Genomic DNA, 13,432 nt, shown 5'->3' with positions numbered 1-13,432 from the left:
CTGATGGGCACAAAGGTCCAGTTCCGAGGCATGAAAAACCAGGATTCGAAAGAGCAGATGAGCGTGACAACACCGGCCAAATCCGAAGGCGGCGTCGGCGAGACCGTCCGCGTCGTCATTCACGCGCTCATTATTGCGCTGGTGATCCGGACCTTCCTGTTTCAGCCTTTCAACATTCCATCGGGATCGATGAAGGCGACGCTGCTGGTCGGCGACTACCTGTTCGTCTCGAAGTACTCATACGGCTACAGCCACTATTCGATCCCGCTGTCGCCACGGCTCTTCTCCGGCCGCATTTTCGGCTCCGATCCCGCCCGCGGCGACATCGTCGTGTTCCGTCTGCCGAAGGACGACACCACCGACTACATCAAGCGCGTCATCGGATTGCCGGGCGACCGCATCCAGATGAAGGAAGGGCTTCTGTACATCAACGACAAGCCGGTGGAGCGTGAACGGCTTCCGGACTTCGTTGGCGAAGATCCGTGCGGCTCGGATGCCACGGCGCGCGTCAAGCAGTGGAAGGAAACGCTGCCGAACGGCGTGAGCTACAAGTCGCTTGATTGTGTTGATAACGGTTTCTACGACAACACCAACGTCTACACGGTGCCGCCCGGCCACTTCTTCATGATGGGTGACAACCGTGACAACTCCACCGACAGCCGTGTCCTGTCAGCGGTGGGTTATGTGCCGGCGGAAAACCTGATCGGCCGGGCGCAGATGATCTTCTTCTCCATTGCCGAGGGCGAACAGGCCTGGCAGTTCTGGCGCTGGCCGGTTTCGGTGCGCTGGAATCGCATTTTCTCTATTGTGCGATGAGCGGCGACCCCGCAGTCGCCAAAACTCCCCCGAACACAGACGACGCCGCGAGCGCTGGCGCCGTGGAGATCAAGTCTGCGAAGAAAAAAGCGCGCAGGCCGAGCGCAAAGGCCGCCGCCAAGATTATCGAAGAGCGGATCGGGCACACGTTCGCCGATCCCGCGCTGCTGGCGACTGCTTTCACCCATGTCTCGGCACTGAAGTCCGCTCGCCGCGGCGACAGCTATCAGCGGCTGGAGTTTCTCGGCGATCACGTTTTGGGCCTGATCGTTTCGGACATGCTCTATCGGGCGTTCCCGAAGGCGGACGAAGGCGAATTGTCGAAGCGTCTCGCCGATCTGGTGCGCCGCGAAGCCTGCGCCGATGTCGCCAAGTCGCTTGGGCTGGATGAAGCCATCAAGCTCGGATCGGTGGGCGCTGGCGCCGGGGCACGGTTGCGGAATTCGGTGCTGGGGGATATCTGCGAAGCTGTGATCGGCGCCGTGTTCCTCGACGGCGGCTATGCGGCGGCGGCGCAATTCGTCGAGCGCAACTGGACCGAGCGGATGCGCAAGCCCGTTCGCCCACTGCGTGATCCGAAAACGATTTTGCAGGAATGGGCGCAGGGCAAGGGATTGCCGACGCCGGTCTATCGTGAGGTCGAACGGACCGGCCCGCACCACGATCCGCAGTTTCGCGTCGCTGTGGAATTGCCGGGACTGACCCCGGCGGAAGGTGTTGGCGGCAGCAAGCGTGCCGCGGAGAAGCTTGCGGCGACAGCGCTGCTGAAACGGGAAGGCGTGACGGGCGGCAATGATGCCTGACGAACTGCAAGAGAATTCACCCCGCGAGACGCGCTGCGGCTTCGTCGCGCTGATCGGCGCGCCGAATGTCGGCAAGTCGACGCTGGTCAATGCGCTGGTCGGATCGAAGGTCACGATTGTCTCGAAGAAGGTGCAGACCACGCGCGCGCTGATCCGCGGTATTGTGATCGAAGACAATGCGCAGATCATTCTTGTCGATACGCCGGGCATCTTCGCGCCCAAGCGCCGCCTCGATCGCGCGATGGTGTCCACCGCATGGAGCGGCGCGCATGACGCCGACCTGGTTTGCGCGCTGATCGATGCGCGTGCCGGCATTGATGACGAAGCTGACGCGATCCTGAGCAAGCTCGAATCCGTCAATCATCCGAAAGTTCTGGTGCTGAACAAGATCGATCTGGTGCCGCGCGAAAAGCTGCTGGCGCTGGCCCAGAAGGCCAACGAACGATTGAAATTCACGCAGACCTTCATGGTTTCGGCGCTATCAGGCGACGGCGTTGACGATCTGCGCCGCGCTCTGGCCAGAGACGTGCCCCCTGGCCCGTTCCACTATCCCGAAGACCAGATGTCGGACGCGCCGATGCGGCATCTCGCGGCGGAAATCACGCGCGAAAAGATCTACCGTCATCTGCATCAGGAACTGCCGTATCAATCGACTGTGGAGACGGATTCCTGGCAGGATCGTAAGGACGGATCGGTGCGGATCGAGCAGACGATTTTTGTTGAGCGCGATAGCCAGCGCAAGATCGTGCTCGGCAAGGGCGGCGCGACGATCAAGGCAATCGGCGCAGATTCCCGCAAGGAGATCGCGGAGATCGTCGGCCAGCCGGTACATCTGTTTCTGTTTGTGAAGGTGCGCGACGGCTGGGGCGATGACCCGGAGCGCTATCGAGAGATGGGGCTGGAGTTTCCCAAGGAATGATGACCGGACCCGACGTCAAGGTGCCGACCAACATCTTCTATTTCGAGGTGCTGCTGTATCTGTCGCTGCTGATCGACGTGCTCTCGGCTGCCTTTCTGGATCGCATGCCGGATGACGTCACCGAGTCTACGAAGCTGGCGGTCAATTTCATCGCAGTCATGATGACGCTCGGATTTGTCCAGCTCGTCTGGCTCACAGCGCACCGGCGCAAAAGCTGGGCGCGGATGATCCTGGTCGTGGCGCTGATGCTGTCTGTGGCGTCGATCGTCACGACGATGGGCGAAACCGGACTGCAATTCAGCACGTTCGTTGACATCGTTTCGACAGCGCTGACGGCGCTCGGTCTGTCGTTCTCATTCACCGGCGATGCCAAGGATTGGTTCCGGCAGCCGGAATAGGCGGCGCTTTCCGCAGCCATGCTGCTGCGGATGAGCCCAGAATCCTGTAAGCTTCGGTCATGGAATGGACTGACGAAGGCATCGTTCTGGGCGTGCGGCGGCATGGCGAATCCAGCGCGATCGTCGAACTGCTGACGCGCAGCCATGGCCGTCATCTGGGACTTGTACGCGGCGGCGCAGGTTCACGGATGCGCCCACTGCTTCAGCCGGGAAATACGGTGAGTGCGGTCTGGCGTGCGCGGCTCGACGAGCATCTCGGATACTACGCCGTCGAGGGCACGCGGTTGCGCGCGGCCACGATGTTCGGATCGCCGCATGCGGTCTACGGGGTGACGCATATGGCGTCGCTGGTGCGGCTGCTGCCCGAGCGGGACCCGCACGAAGATATCTACGAGATGCTGGAAGCCATCCTCAACGATTTCGACGATGCGGGCATGGCGGGCGTGCAACTGGTGAAGTTCGAGCTGGCGATGCTGACAGAGCTTGGCTTCGGCCTTGACCTGTCGTCCTGCGCCGCGAGCGGCGCGGTGAACGATCTGATTTATGTCTCGCCGAAGTCGGGCGCGGCGGTCTCCCGGCAGGCGGGCGAGCCGTGGCGCGACAGGCTGTTGCGGTTGCCGCCGTTCCTGCGCGAGAGCGATGACGGGGCCAACGGCTGGTCCGGTCAGGACATCGAGGACGGCTTCCGGCTGACCGGGTTGTTCCTGCTGCGCAATGTGCTGGAGCCGCGGGGGCAGGGCCATTCGGACGCGCGGGACGGCTTCATTGCGGCGGTGATCCGGCCGCGCGTGAGGGCTGTTGCCGAATAAACAAAACGGGCCGGATTGCTCCGGCCCGTTTGCGCTTATCGACAAACCGAAAATCAATAATAGCGATAGTAACGCGCACGCGGGCGATAATATCCGCCGTAGCCATAACCGTAATAGGGGCGCGGCGCGTAATAGCGCGGGGCGGTCCGATAGCAGGTGCGCACCCAGGCATAGCCGTTCCACACCGGGTTGCAGACCACCGCGACGGTTTCAGCCTGCCCGGTCGCAACCCCGGCCAGACCGCCGGCAAGCGGCATGGCCTCGGCCCGGCTTCCGGCAAACAAACCGGCGCCGATGAGCGCCAACGCGGCCACAGCCGCCAAAACAAAACGACGCATTCCAGTTCCCTCCGGGGTCTGTTACCGGCTCGCCTGTTCGGCTGACCGGCTGATCAGGATGGCCCGGGCCGACCCATACCCAGACCTATCCGCATGATGTAGCAGGGCAAATTATGGCGGAACAATTACGAACAGGTGATGTCCGCCTAATTCATTTGTTGTTCAATTTGCCCGGGGACGTTAACCCCTTGCCATGGGCAAAAGACTGATTCCACCGGAGCCAATGGATGTTCAGGAGGTCGCACTCCGCGAGGCGCTCGAAGAGCGCTATCTCGCCTATGCGCTCTCGACCATCATGCATCGTGCGCTGCCGGACGCACGCGACGGCCTGAAGCCGGTCCATCGCCGCATCCTGTACGGCATGCGGCTGCTGCGGCTCGACCCCGGCACGCCGTTCAAGAAGTCCGCCAAGATCGTGGGCGACGTGATGGGCTCGTTCCATCCGCACGGCGACCAGTCGATCTACGACGCGCTGGTGCGCCTCGCGCAGGATTTCTCGTCGCGTTATCCGCTGGTCGACGGGCAGGGCAACTTCGGCAACATCGACGGCGATAATCCGGCCGCCTATCGCTACACCGAAGCGCGCATGACGGAAGTCGCGCGGCTACTGCTCGAAGGCATCGACGAGGACGCGGTCGAATTTCGTCCCAACTACGACGGCCAGTCGAAAGAGCCGTTCGTGCTGCCGGGTGCATTCCCGAACCTGCTCGCCAACGGCGCTCAGGGCATCGCGGTCGGCATGGCGACCTCGATCCCGCCGCACAACGCAGCGGAACTCTGTGACGCTGCGCTGCATCTGATTGACAAGCCGAACACCAAATCGCGCGGCCTTCTGAAATATGTGAAGGGCCCGGATTTCCCGACCGGCGGCATCGTGGTCGATTCCCACGAAAGCATCGCCGAAGCCTATACGACCGGGCGCGGTTCGTTCCGCGTGCGCGCGAAGTGGGCCCAGGAAGAGGGCGCGCGCGGCACCTGGAACATCGTCGTTACCGAAATTCCGTGGCTGGTGCAGAAGTCGCGGCTGATCGAACGTATCGCCGAACTGCTGAACGAAAAGAAACTGCTGCTGGTCGGCGACATTCGCGACGAGTCGGCGGAAGACGTGCGCATCGTCATCGAGCCGAAGTCGCGTAACGTCGATCCTGAAGTGCTGATGGAAACGCTGTTCAAGCAGACCGAGCTTGAAAGCAAGATTCCGCTGAACCTCAACGTGCTGGTGAAGGGCCGCGTTCCCAAGGTGCTCGGCCTCGGCGAATGCCTGCGCGAATGGCTCGACCATCTGCGCGATGTGCTGATCCGGCGCTCCAATTATCGCAAGAACCAGATCGAACATCGCCTCGAGGTGCTGGGCGGCTACCTGATCGCCTACCTGAACCTCGACAAGGTGATCAAGATCATCCGCACCGAGGATGAGCCAAAGCCGGTGCTGATCAAGACCTTCAAGCTCACCGATCTTCAGGCCGACTCCATTCTCAACATGCGCCTGCGCAACTTGCGCAAGCTGGAGGAAATGGAAATTCGCGGCGAGGACAAGGATCTTCGCAACGAGTTGAAGGGCATCAAGGGCGTTCTGGCGTCCGAAGAGGAGCAGTGGAAGAAGGTCGCCGAAGGCGTCAAGAAGGTGCGCGACACCTTCGGCCCCAAAACCCCGCTCGGCAAGCGGCGCACGCAATTCGCCGACGCGCCGGAGCATGATCTCGCCGCCATCGAGGAAGCGTTGATCGAGCGCGAGCCGATCACCGTGGTTGTTTCCGAGAAGGGCTGGGTGCGCACGCTGAAAGGTCACGTCGAGGATCTTTCAAATCTCGCCTTCAAGACCGACGACCGTCTCGGCTTTGCATTCTTTGCCGAGAGCACCTCGAAGCTGACGCTGTTCGCCAGCAACGGACGTTTCTACACGCTCGATGCGCAGAAGTTGCCGGGCGGGCGGGGTCACGGCGATCCGATCCGCATGACCATCGATATGGAGGGCGATGCCAATATCGTTTCCATGTTTGTGCAGAAGGGCGGCCGGAAATTCCTCGTGGCCAGCGGCGACGGGCAGGGCTTTGTCGTCAACGAAGACGATTGCGTGGCCAATACCCGCAAGGGCAAGCAGGTTCTCAATGTGACGGCGCCGAACGAGGCGGTGGCGCTTGCGACAGTGAGCGGCGATACCGTTGCGGTGATCGGCACCAACCATAAGATGGTGATTTTCCCGCTCGAGCAGGTGCCCGAAATGGCGCGCGGGCGCGGCGTGCGGTTGCAGAAGTACAGCGGCGGCAAGCTGTCCGATGTCATGACCTTCATCGCCAAGGACGGCATGACCTGGAAGGACTCGGCGGGGCGCGACCAGAGTTCGACGTGGAAAGAACTCGCCGATTGGCGGGGTAATCGCGCCGATGCGGGCCGTCTGGCGCACGGGTTCCCGAAGTCGAACAAGTTCGGCAAGGTGATCGAATAAGATGAGAGCGCCGGATCAACAGGCCGGCGCTCTCGCTAACCTCGCTTGCTCCCCTCCGTAGCAGAGCTACATTACCGGCCACGTCCAAGAAGCCGGTGAGCAAAATGGTCCGCTATAACGAAATCCGCGACGGCGAGGTCGCTGTGAATCCGCCGCCGCCGACTGACGCGGGGCTTGTGTTCATCGGCCGAATCCGGACGCCATGGACCGACCGGCTGATGACGCCGCGTCAGGGCAAGCACGACGGTCCGATCTGCAAGATCGAGATTTTCGATCCATGGGTGCCGGCGCTGAAGGGTCTCGACAGGTTTACACAGGTCGAAGTGATCTACTGGCTGCACGAGTCGCGCCGCGACCTCGTTCTGCAAAGTCCGGCGAGTGACACCAATACGCACGGCACATTTTCCTTGCGATCGCCGGTGCGTCCCAATCCGCTTGGGACGTCAGTGACGAAACTTGTCGGCATCGAAGGCAACACCGTTCTGGTGCGCGGGCTCGATTGTCTCGACGGCACGCCGCTTGTCGACCTCAAGCCGGACCGCTGCCAGTTCACGCCGATCGCTCCGCCGCAGCCGGGTGATTTCGAGACAACCTGAACCGGGCAACCTAAGGTCTCAGCCGGTGACGGCGATGGCCTCGATCTCGATCAACCATTCCGGCGCGGCGAGAGCCGGCACGCCGACGAGTGTGCTGGCTGGCGGCGGCATGTTCGCGAAAAACGGCGTTCGCGCCTTTGCGATGATTGCGCGGTGTTCGGGCCGGTAGTTGACGACATAGGTCGTGATTTTCGCCACATCCGAGAACGTCGCATTGGCCGCGGCCAAGGCCAGGCCGATGTTCTTCATCACCTGCGTTGTCTGCGCCGAAAGATCGCCGGCGCCGACAATCGCACCCTTCTCGTCCAGCGCGACTTGCCCGGAGATGTAAATCGTGCGCGTTCCCGACGCCGCGACGACATGAGAATAGGCCGGATTCTGGAAAAGTCCTGTCGGGTGTGGGTGTTCGAGTTTTGCCATCGGTCGCTGCCTCCATTTTCTTGAACACCTTCTTACAGGAGGGGATTGATCCCCGGATGTCATTTCGCGCTGGGTCAAGATTTGCTGTTGCAAATCACTTGCAACTGGGGATGCCGCTGTGCATATTGGCGGTATGGATGCACGATCTCCGTCAATGCCGCCTGACCAGGCTGCCACCCCGCCTGCGCCGGGGGGATGGCGTGCGGCCCGTGGCGAGCCTTCCCTGGCGGATATGTTCGGCTCTGTCCGGGTGGCCAAGGGCGGCTCGTTCTGGCGCAAGCTGGTGGCGTTCCTCGGGCCGGGTTATCTCGTCGCCGTCGGCTACATGGATCCCGGCAACTGGGCGACCTCGCTCGCGGGTGGTTCCAAATTCGGTTATGCGCTGCTCGCCGTCGCGCTGATCTCCAACATGATGGCCATCGTGCTTCAGGCGCTGTGCGCGCGGCTTGGCGTCGGCTCGGGCCGCGATCTCGCGCAGGCCTGCCGCGACGCTTACCCGAAGTGGGTATCCTGGCCGCTGTGGCTGCTGGCCGAAATCGCCATCAGTGCGACCGACCTTGCGGAGATCATCGGCACTGCGATTGGTCTCAATCTGCTGTTCGGGATTCCGCTCGAAATCGGTGTGCTGATCACGGCGGCCGACGTGTTCCTTATTCTTGCGTTGCAGGCGATTGGCTTTCGCTGGATCGAAGCCTTCGTGGTCGCGTTGCTCGGCGTGATCGCGGCGTGCTTCGCCGTGCAGATCGCGATGGCCGATCCTGACTGGGGCCAGGTGATCCGCGGCTTCGCGCCCACGGTAAATATCGTGGCCAACCGCGACATGCTTTATCTCGCGCTCGGCATTCTCGGCGCGACGGTGATGCCGCATAATCTTTATCTGCATTCCGGTCTGGTGCAGACGCGCGGCTATGGCGACTCTGTTCCGGAAAAGAAGGAAGCGATCACTCTTGCCACCATCGACTCCACCATCGCGCTGTGTCTTGCGCTGCTGATCAATGCGTCGATCCTCATTCTGGCTGCCGCGACCTTCCACAAGGCGGGCAAGACCGACGTCGCCGAACTCGATCAGGCCCATACGCTGCTGTCGCCGATGCTCGGATCGTCGATCGCACCGACGCTGTTCGGCATCGCGCTGTTGTGCTGCGGGTTGAACTCGACCGTTACGGCCACGCTGTCCGGCCAGATCGTGATGGAAGGGTTCATCAACATCAAGATTGCGCCGTGGCTCCGGAGGCTGGTGACGCGCATGATCGCCATCGTGCCGGCGGCGATCGTGACCATCTGGTACGGCGAGAAGGGCACCGCACAGTTGCTCATTCTCAGTCAGGTGGTGCTGAGCCTGCAATTGCCGTTCGCCATCGTGCCGCTGGTGCTGTTCACGGCGAGCAAGGCCAAGATGGGGACGTTCGTCGCGCCGCGCTGGCTTTCGTTCATCGCAGCGATCATCGCGGCAGTGGTGATCGCGCTCAACGTGAAGCTGCTGATCGATTTCGTGACGGGCTGACGATCACCCCCGCTTCATTCCCGATTCAATTTTCAAACAGCCACCTTCATTCACGCACGCATCATCGTTCTCGCGCCTCGCGCGAGGTGAGCTGTCGTTTTGCCCCGTCATACTGAGGGGCATGGAGCGCCGTAAGGCGCATGGGATAGAGTTTCGCTTCCGGCATCGCGTGCGAAGCGATGATGTTGTCCGAAAGCGCGTCGCCTCACGGCGCTCCATTGGCGGCGATTTTGGGCGAGGGGAGCGTTCTTCCGGGACAGGACGGACGCTTTCACGCCCCGATCCGGCGGCTTTCGCCGCGTTCGTGCCTGTCCGCGTCCAGCCATTGAAGGCAGAGCCACGTAGTTGGCCCGGACGCTGACCCCAGCCTCCCGGGCGACGTGTGTGCGAGACACGCGCGCAGGCGCCGCAACCTGCTCCGCTCTCAAGACGCCTCTAGAAAGCGCCCCTCGTGAACAGGACAAAGCGGACTATATTCCTATATTGGGAAGTTGTCAAGAGACGTTGTCCCGGGCGCGATGCAGCGCGAGAGCGTTGCTTCGCAGAACCGGGACCGCAACAAGAACCCGTCTTCGCAACGGCCCCGGCTCAGCGGCGCACCGTTTCACGCTGCGCCGCGTCCGGGGCACGGCTTTATGCATGATGATGCACGCATCTCGGGATAACGGGCCGAAATATTGAGAGGCGGGGATACAACAACCGTCATTCCGGGGCGCTCGCACACTTGCGAGCGAACCCGGAATCCATTGTTACACCAGATTTTCCGCATTTATGGATTCCGGGCCTGCGCCTTCAGCGCATCCCGGAATGACGCAAGGAAAGATCGCGGTTTTGCGTTGGATCGTAGTTCGGATGTAGCACAGCGAAACCCGGGACCGGGCGATGTTCGTCCTGCATTTCGCTGCGCGCAATCTCTCCGCTCATCCCCGCTTTCGCGGGGATGATGCGATCCGCAAACGTGATGGTTCTGAGTTTCCGCTGTCGCCGGGAGGCTAGTCCTGCGGCTCAGGCGCCATAGACCCGGTGGCTTCGACGCGAAGCCAGCCGCTGGGCGCCAACCGTTGCTGCGGCAGGAAGCGGGCCTTGTAGTCCATCTTCCGCGAGCCTTCGATCCAGTAGCCGAGATAGACGTAAGGAAGACCGAGCCGCCGCGCGCGGGCGATGTGATCGAGGATCATGAACGTGCCCATCGAGCGGCTTTCCTCGCCGGGCTCGAAGAACGAATAGACCATCGACAATCCGTCGCTGAGGATATCGGTCAGCGCCACGGCAATCAGGTCGCCGCCCTTGCCGGTGATGCCGCTGTCGGCGGTTCGCCGGCGGTATTCGATAATGCGGGTCGAGACGTGGCTGTCCTCGACCATCATCGCGTAATCGAGCACGGTCATGTCCGCCATGCCGCCGTCGCGGTGGCGCGCGTCAAGATAGGCGCGGAACACCGAGTACTGTTCCGATGTCGGCACCGCCGTGCGCAGCTCACTGACGATGTCGGCGTTGCGTGCCTGAATTTTGCGGAAATTGCGCGACGGACGGAATTCGTTGGCGATGACGCGCACCGAAACGCAGGCGCGGCACTGGTCGCAGGCGGGGCGATAGGCGATGGACTGGCTGCGGCGGAACCCGCCATGGGTGAGGAGATCGTTCAGCTCGCCGGCTTTGTCGCCGACAAGATGCGTAAACACTTTGCGTTCCTGCTTCCCCTCCAGGTAGGGGCAGGGCGAGGGCGCCGTCAGGTAAAATTGCGGCGTATTGCGCGAGTGTTGTGTCACGTGTGGCCGTATGTCTCCGGTCTGCGCGATTCCCCTCCACAGCATCGCGCCGGGGAGGCCCGGGGGTCAACAGATTTGAACGCGCCACGGCAGGTATGACGCGGCTTTCAGACCGCATTATGCACAACACGGGCAGACCACACGGATGTGATCTGCCCGCATTGGAAGCCGTCTAGACGCGGGTGGTCTGAACCGTTGAAGGCTGGACATTGCTGTTGATGAAGACCGTGCCGAGCACGACGTCGTGCAGCAGCCGGCGACGGCCGTTGAACAGACCCACCAGCAGCACCAGGGGACTGAGGAACGAGACCGACACCCAGTACAGAACCGCGTGAACCGCACCGAGGATGAAGTAAGGCCGCTCGCCGCTCCAGGTCCGCATCTCGATGTCCATCATCCGCATGCCCACGGTGGCGCCGTTCGGTCCGCCGAGCGTCATGCCGTAATAGAGCAGCGCCCAGATCACCGAGAACGGCGAAATCAGCCAGAACAGGAACCAGCCCAGCCCCAGCGTGACGATACCAAACAGGGTGACGAAGAGGACCGCGAGGATGATCGGAATCGACAGGATCACGAGGTCGATCAGAAACGCGAAGGACCGCTTGGTCAGCACGCCGCGAAACAGTTCGGGCTGCAGCCAGGGGTCATAGGCGGCGCTGGCCGATGGATTGTTGCGCCAGGTCGCACCTGATGTCGTGCCGCCGGTGTTTCTCGTGTCAGACATGGAAACCCTCCTCAGCGGCCATTTGCCCGGGCCGCTCGCTGCGCACATGGCCCCGCCATATGGCGGGCGCAAGGCGGCTTAGGCTCACATGGAGAAAAAGTTATCCGGCGGGTTGCGGAACGGTATCAGCGCCCGGCCTTCAGCTTTTCCGCCGCCTGCGGCGCGAAGTAGGTCAGGACGCCGTCGGCACCGGCGCGCTTGAACGCAACCAGGCTTTCCATGATCGTCCGGTCGCGATCGAGCCAGCCGTTGTTAATGGCGCCGGCAATCATCGCGTACTCGCCGGAGACCTGATAGGCGAAGGTCGGCATCGCGAAGGTGTCCTTCACGCGCCGCACGATGTCGAGATAGGGCAGGCCGGGCTTGACCATTACCATGTCGGCGCCTTCGGCAATGTCGAGTTCGACTTCGCGCAGCGCTTCATCCGAATTCGCCGAGTCCATCTGATAGGTGCGCTTGTCGCCGGTGAGTGTTTTCGCCGAGCCGATGGCGTCGCGGAACGGACCGTAGAATGCGGAAGCGTATTTCGCCGCATAGGCCATGATCTGCACGTCGCCGAACCCGCCGCGGTCGAGGCCGGCGCGAATTGCAGCCACGCGGCCATCCATCATGTCGCTTGGGGCGATGATGTCGCAGCCCGCTTCGGCCTGTACCAGCGCCTGCTGCACCAGAATGGCCACGGTCTCGTCGTTCAGGATCCGGCCGTCCTGTAACAAGCCGTCGTGACCATGACTGGTGAACGGATCGAGCGCCACGTCGCAGAGAATGCCGAGATCAGGGAACTCCCGCTTGATCGCGCGCACCGACTGACAGACCAGATTGTTGGCGTTCAGCGCTTCGGAGCCCGTCTCGTCGCGCAGCGACGGCTCGGTGTAGGGAAACAGCGCGATGCAGGGAATGTCGAGTTTCATGGCACGCTCGGCGTCCCGAACGCACTGATCGACGCTGAGGCGATCGACGCCCGGCATCGACGCGATCGGCGCGCGCAGGTTGCTGCCGTCCACCACGAACAGCGGCCAGATCAGGTCGTCGGTGGTGAGCACATTCTCGCGCACCAGCCGCCGCGCCCATTCGGACTTGCGGTTGCGGCGCATGCGCGTGGTCAGATCGAGGGAAGGGGCGGCGGCCGTGTCCCGGTGCGGTGTATCCCGCAATTCGATCGGACGCCCGAATTTGATCGCCATCTTGATGCCACTCCCGCGCAGAAAAGATGTCCTACATGTAGCATCTGCCGGGCCGTCCGTCACCGCACGGGGACGTCATCGGCGGATTGATTTTACCGGCATAAAGCGCCAAACACACGGCATGAACAAAGACACCCGGCAATCGATGGCCGCGCGCATGGGCCGAGGCGCGAATGACGACGTGCCGCGCGATCAGGTCAACCTGGTCACTGCGATGACGTCGCCGGACGCCGAGACAGGCGAGAGCACATGGACCACACGGCTCGTGTTATTCCTGCGCGTGATGGCCGTGCTGTCGATGATCAAGGGCCTTTATCACTGGGCGCAGATCACCGGCTTCATCGGCGGCGAGGAGAGCGCGTTCGAGGCGCAGACCACGCAATGGCAGACCGCCACGGTTTATTTCGCGGTGATCGAACTGGTCGCGGCGGTGGGACTGTGGCTCGCGACGCCGTGGGGCGCCGTGGTGTGGCTCACGACCATTGTTTCGACTGCCGTGATCGAACTGATGTTTCCCACGATCTATGGTGGCAACCTGTTCGCGGTTCTCGTTTCCCTGATTTTGCTCGCGGCCTACCTCGTCCTGGCGTGGTTTTCGGCCCGGGAACGGCCGCCATAGTGCAACGCGGCAGGGTGACTTCGCCTTGATGCTTGACGGAATCTTTCAAATTCGAACGAACATGTTCTGGAATGCGACAGGCCCTGT

At 62.2% G+C, this 13,432-nt stretch carries 14 protein-coding genes; 9 read left to right on the top strand and 5 right to left on the bottom strand.

Annotation, left to right across the window (positions count from 1 at the left end):
• Window positions 1–57 precede the first annotated feature (57 nt).
• Genes lepB through recO form a run of 5 tightly spaced genes read left to right on the top strand, consistent with a single transcriptional unit; the run spans window position 58 to window position 3,745 of the window.
• A complete protein-coding gene (gene lepB / locus HMPREF9695_RS10765; RefSeq protein WP_024918852.1) occupies window positions 58–816 on the top strand; it encodes a signal peptidase I in 759 nt (252 codons plus the stop codon).
• Window positions 813–1,619 (top strand): ribonuclease III, encoded by an 807-nt coding sequence (gene rnc, locus HMPREF9695_RS10760; RefSeq protein ID WP_006020881.1) that lies wholly within the window; start codon window positions 813–815, stop codon window positions 1,617–1,619. Before lepB ends, rnc begins: the two co-directional genes overlap by 4 nt.
• The gene (gene era / locus HMPREF9695_RS10755) at window positions 1,612–2,538 is read left to right on the top strand and encodes a GTPase Era (RefSeq protein ID WP_006020880.1); all 927 of its coding nucleotides are present in this window, start codon (window positions 1,612–1,614) and stop codon (window positions 2,536–2,538) included. Before rnc ends, era begins: the two co-directional genes overlap by 8 nt.
• Window positions 2,535–2,936, top strand: a complete 402-nt coding sequence (locus HMPREF9695_RS10750) for a hypothetical protein (RefSeq protein WP_006020879.1) — start codon at window positions 2,535–2,537, stop codon at window positions 2,934–2,936. Before era ends, HMPREF9695_RS10750 begins: the two co-directional genes overlap by 4 nt.
• Window positions 2,937–2,995: 59 nt before the next feature.
• On the top strand, window positions 2,996–3,745 hold the full coding sequence (recO, locus tag HMPREF9695_RS10745) for a DNA repair protein RecO (RefSeq protein ID WP_006020878.1): 750 nt from the start codon (window positions 2,996–2,998) through the stop codon (window positions 3,743–3,745).
• 53 nt (window positions 3,746–3,798) lie between these two features.
• On the opposite strand, the gene HMPREF9695_RS10740 is transcribed toward recO, so the two are convergent.
• Entirely contained in the window at window positions 3,799–4,083 is a 285-nt protein-coding gene (locus HMPREF9695_RS10740; protein WP_006020877.1) for a hypothetical protein, read from the bottom strand.
• A 193-nt stretch (window positions 4,084–4,276) separates the two neighbouring features.
• On the opposite strand from HMPREF9695_RS10740, the gene parC reads away from it, so the two are divergent.
• Window positions 4,277–6,529 (top strand): DNA topoisomerase IV subunit A, encoded by a 2,253-nt coding sequence (gene parC, locus HMPREF9695_RS10735; RefSeq protein ID WP_006020876.1) that lies wholly within the window; start codon window positions 4,277–4,279, stop codon window positions 6,527–6,529.
• A gap of 104 nt (window positions 6,530–6,633) precedes the next feature.
• Window positions 6,634–7,125, top strand: a complete 492-nt coding sequence (gene tsaA / locus HMPREF9695_RS10730; RefSeq protein ID WP_006020875.1) for a tRNA (N6-threonylcarbamoyladenosine(37)-N6)-methyltransferase TrmO — start codon at window positions 6,634–6,636, stop codon at window positions 7,123–7,125.
• Between the two features lie 18 nt (window positions 7,126–7,143).
• Here the strand turns inward: tsaA and HMPREF9695_RS10725 are convergent, their stop codons facing one another.
• On the bottom strand, window positions 7,144–7,545 hold the full coding sequence (locus HMPREF9695_RS10725) for a RidA family protein (RefSeq protein WP_006020874.1): 402 nt from the start codon (window positions 7,543–7,545) through the stop codon (window positions 7,144–7,146).
• Window positions 7,546–7,678: 133 nt separating this feature from the next.
• Here HMPREF9695_RS10725 and HMPREF9695_RS10720 point away from each other — a divergent pair, with 133 nt between their 5' ends.
• Window positions 7,679–9,049 carry an Nramp family divalent metal transporter gene (locus HMPREF9695_RS10720; protein ID WP_041711676.1) on the top strand — a complete coding sequence of 457 codons (1,371 nt, stop codon included), beginning with the start codon at window positions 7,679–7,681 and terminating at the stop codon, window positions 9,047–9,049.
• A 992-nt stretch (window positions 9,050–10,041) separates the two neighbouring features.
• On the opposite strand, the gene HMPREF9695_RS10715 is transcribed toward HMPREF9695_RS10720, so the two are convergent.
• From HMPREF9695_RS10715 to hemB, 3 genes are all read right to left on the bottom strand, one after another.
• Window positions 10,042–10,818, bottom strand: a complete 777-nt coding sequence (locus tag HMPREF9695_RS10715; RefSeq protein ID WP_024918845.1) for an arginyltransferase — start codon at window positions 10,816–10,818, stop codon at window positions 10,042–10,044.
• A gap of 172 nt (window positions 10,819–10,990) precedes the next feature.
• Window positions 10,991–11,542, bottom strand: a complete 552-nt coding sequence (locus HMPREF9695_RS10710) for an RDD family protein (protein ID WP_006020871.1) — start codon at window positions 11,540–11,542, stop codon at window positions 10,991–10,993.
• A 125-nt stretch (window positions 11,543–11,667) separates the two neighbouring features.
• On the bottom strand, window positions 11,668–12,726 hold the full coding sequence (gene hemB / locus HMPREF9695_RS10705) for a porphobilinogen synthase (protein ID WP_006020870.1): 1,059 nt from the start codon (window positions 12,724–12,726) through the stop codon (window positions 11,668–11,670).
• A 121-nt stretch (window positions 12,727–12,847) separates the two neighbouring features.
• Here hemB and HMPREF9695_RS10700 point away from each other — a divergent pair, with 121 nt between their 5' ends.
• Entirely contained in the window at window positions 12,848–13,345 is a 498-nt protein-coding gene (locus HMPREF9695_RS10700; protein WP_006020869.1) for a DUF6163 family protein, read from the top strand.
• Window positions 13,346–13,432 lie beyond the last annotated feature (87 nt).

It is taken from the genome of Afipia broomeae ATCC 49717 (assembly GCF_000314675.2).
Taxonomy (GTDB): domain Bacteria; phylum Pseudomonadota; class Alphaproteobacteria; order Rhizobiales; family Xanthobacteraceae; genus Afipia; species Afipia broomeae.
This window is presented reverse-complemented; position numbering and strand designations above follow the sequence as displayed.